Source organism: Candidatus Protofrankia californiensis (assembly GCF_900634765.1).
Taxonomy (GTDB): Bacteria; Actinomycetota; Actinomycetes; order Frankiales; family Frankiaceae; genus Protofrankia; species Protofrankia californiensis.
This window is the reverse complement of sequence record NZ_CAAAFT010000108.1, coordinates 8,462-11,785: the sequence shown is the minus strand read 5'-3', so window position 1 is coordinate 11,785 and position 3,324 is coordinate 8,462. Positions and strand designations below refer to the sequence as shown.

4 protein-coding genes are annotated in these 3,324 nt (G+C 67.9%); all 4 read right to left on the bottom strand.

All coding sequences use genetic code 11. The features are described from left to right. The coding region (locus tag DD1DGNOD_RS28865; RefSeq protein ID WP_165036481.1) for a squalene/phytoene synthase family protein at positions 1–171 on the bottom strand (171 nt) is incomplete at its 3' end. After that, positions 168–1,181 (bottom strand): squalene synthase HpnC, encoded by a 1,014-nt coding sequence (gene hpnC, locus DD1DGNOD_RS06540; RefSeq protein WP_131765699.1) that lies wholly within the window; start codon positions 1,179–1,181, stop codon positions 168–170. The genes DD1DGNOD_RS28865 and hpnC, both read right to left, overlap by 4 nt. Positions 1,182–1,743: 562 nt before the next feature. After that, positions 1,744–2,574: an SDR family NAD(P)-dependent oxidoreductase gene (locus tag DD1DGNOD_RS06535; RefSeq protein ID WP_131765698.1), complete on the bottom strand. Its 831-nt coding sequence runs from the start codon at positions 2,572–2,574 to the stop codon at positions 1,744–1,746. 337 nt (positions 2,575–2,911) lie between these two features. Further along, positions 2,912–3,324 (bottom strand): DUF192 domain-containing protein (locus DD1DGNOD_RS06530; RefSeq protein WP_165036479.1); only part of this gene is annotated, 413 nt, incomplete at its 5' end.

Genomic DNA, 3,324 nt, shown 5'->3' with positions numbered 1-3,324 from the left:
GTCGTCGAGTCTTCGGGCGAAGGCGTACACCGCGGACAACGCCGCCCGTTTGTCAACCGGCAGCAGCCGGATGCCGTAGGAGAAGTTGCGCGCGGCTTCCCGGGTCAGCGCCTCACAGGCCGCATACGCCTCAACGACCGTTGGCGACCGGAAGGGACCGTCGGGGGTCATTCGCCACCTCCACGCCCGGTGGGCTTGGTGATAATCCCACCGCCGGTGACCAGCGGGGGTAGCGCAACGCGCGCCGACCGGGCTGCCCGGCGGGCGGCCGGGGTGACCGATGCCAGCGCCACCGTCAGGGCGTACCGGGCGATCCGCGGCTTCGGCGCGGTCGGAGCACCGCCCAGGACGTCGCACCCGGCGCGTTCGACCGCGTCCAGCGCCCCACGGCCACCGCCGACGAATCCGGCCAGGACCAACCGCAGCCGGCCGCTGACCAGGCCCACCAGCGGCGTGCCCTCGTCGAGGATCCGGCGGGCGCGCAGCACCTGAAAGGCGATCAGTTCCTGTACCGCCGGGCCGGCGGTACGGCGCGCAAGATCCTGCTCGCGCACTCCGAAGCTGTCGAGGTCCTCACGAGGCAGGTAGATCCGGCCGGCGGCAAGGTCCTCGGCCACGTCCTGAACGTGCTCGACGATCTGCAGCGCCGTGCAGATCCGGTCCGACAGCGCGACCCGGTCGGGTGTACCGATGCCGAAGACACCCAGCACCATGTGTCCCACCGGATCGGCGGACAGGGTGCAGTAACGCAACAGGTCGTCGAAGGTGTCGTACCGGGTGACCAACTGGTCCTGCCGGTTGGCCGCGACGAGCCGGCGGAACGGCTCCGGTCCCAGGTCGCATTCCCGGACGGTCGGCGCCAGCGCCTGGATGACCGGGAGCGTCGGCGTCCCGCCCCAGATCCGCTCAAGGTCGGCTTCCAATGTGTCGAGCAGCGCGAGCCGGTCGCCGCCCGCCTCGTCGCCGATGTCGTCGACGAGGCGGGCGAATCCGTAGATGGCGAACAGGTGCTGCCGCTGCCGGGCCGGCAGGATCAGCGGAGACACCGTGAAGTTCTCGGCGGAAGCCGCCCGCAGCACATCCTGGGGTGAGGAAGTGAGGGCGTCTCCGGGCAGCGGCGCGCCGGGGGTTCCCATCGGCCCGCCTGGCGGCGTGCCGATCTTTGCGTCGCTTGTAGTCATGCGCCTCCCCCTCGTCAGCGGTTGGGCCTGACACGCGCCGCGGGAGCCATCCGGCGGCGCGCCTGAACAGGTCTGCTCTCCAAACTCCTGAGCCTCCGGCCGCACGAAGCGATAATGATCATGCCACCTTCAACCTCAAGGCCCCCCAGCGACGCGGGGACTTGGGCCTCCCGGACCTCCCAGATCGGCTTCGCCGATCCGGCAGGAAGCCCGGATCCGGCAGGAACCCCGAGCGCGAGAAAAACATGATCGCGCCACCTTCGGCCGGCTACTCGACGTACGACACGCCCTTTTCAGTGCGTGCCCCACATGATTCCCCGATCTGACCGATATGACCCCGTTACCGCCTGTCCGGATACCGTGCGGACCCTCACATCCACGGGGGACACCGCCGCGCCGAAGGACTCGCCGCAGGAGCCACCCCCTGCCGGTGGCCACTACCGCCGTGACATCGTCGAGTAGAAGCTCACCGGCCGCGCAGCGGACGGGCGTGGCGTCTCCCTCCTCCGTCGCGCGATGCATCACCGACGATCCGGGCCGACCTCCTGTTACTCGAGTGCTCCTAACCGAAGACGCCCGCCAACCGCCGGTAGAGCGGAGGCGCCGCCCCGTGGACGCGGGCGGCAAGCGACAGCCAGCGTGGCACCCATATCTCGGCCTGGCCCCGTCCGGTTGCGAGCAGCATGCGCTCGGCAACAAGGCGAGCCGGCTGTAGGCGTGGCCATCTGCGCACGTACGGCGCTCCACGACGGCGGAAGAAAGCAGTGTCAACGACGCCAGGAAAACACAAGGTAACCGAAATACCACGACCGGAGACCTCGGATCGCAATGCACTGGCGAACCCGACCAGCGCGGCCTTGGTCGCCGAGTAGGCGACCTCACCACGAACCCCCAGTGCTCCGGCGACACTGCCGACCAGCAGGATGCGCCCGTGCCCACGCTCGAGCATCGCCGGGAGCACGGCACGGACGAGCGCCATCGGCGACAGCACATTGACCGCCACGAGCTCGGCAAGAGCTTCGTGGGACAGCTGGTCGAACGGACCGGCCGAACCGAGGCCGGCCGCGCACACCAGCAGGTCGAGGTCACCGAGGAGATCCTCGCTGCGGGAAGCCACCGTGGCTTCGGCGCCCGAGACCGACAGGTCCACCGCGATCCGGTGACCCGCCGTGGACGCAGCGACCTCGTCGAGCGCGGCACCGTTACGGCCGACCAGCAAGACCTTACAGTTCATCTCGCCGAGCAGCAGCGCCGCCTCCCTGCCGATTCCGCTGCTTGCGCCGGTAACAAGCGCCGTCCTGGGCGGCCATCCCCGACTGCCCGCGAAGCGGGACTGCTCGGCAACGACGTGCAAGCGGCTGTCCGGAACCGTGGGACGGGCCGGTGTATACACAACAAAACCCTCCGGTCGCGCGGTGGTCGCCTCCTCCCGGGATGGGAGACGGTCGCGGTCAGGCCTTCGGAACCTGGGTGTCGACAGCGCTGACGACAAACGGTCGGCCACGTACGGCCCAGCCCTATTTCATCGCCCCACGGCCGAAACGTCCATCGTCAGATAGACGACAGGGCACCGAAAGCCTTGTCGGACCCATCACGTCAACGACGGATCCACACTGCAAGCACTACATGACATCCAGTCGACATTCATCCAAAATCTGATTGCCGCCTGATGGCTCCCATCACATCGGAACATGGATTTTTCACTGTTGACATGCCACATCCCGATGTGGCTAGAGGAATTCAATCCTATCACCTGGACGTATCCCGGCATTGCTGAAGGTACCGGCGGGCGCCTCGATCGCCGCCGTGTATGCGGTATCAGCCCGGTAGATCTCACAACGGTTCGGATTCTCTTCGACACATGGCGTCATCTCATGGATCACCACAATCCGCCCGTACCGGGAGAACGCGATGGAGAGCGGGAGCAGGGTCCGGTACATGTAAAAACCATCCGTCGACTCCCCGTCGAAGACGAACAACATGCCGGTTCCGGACGGAAGCGACGTACGGGCCATGAGGCCGCGCATACGGGCGGCCGGCGTCTCGGCGATCTCGACGGTGAGGGTCACCGTTCCCACCCGCACCCGACGGGTCGCCAGGCCCGCCCCGACCGCGGCCGGGTCACCGACGGCCGCGTCACCAG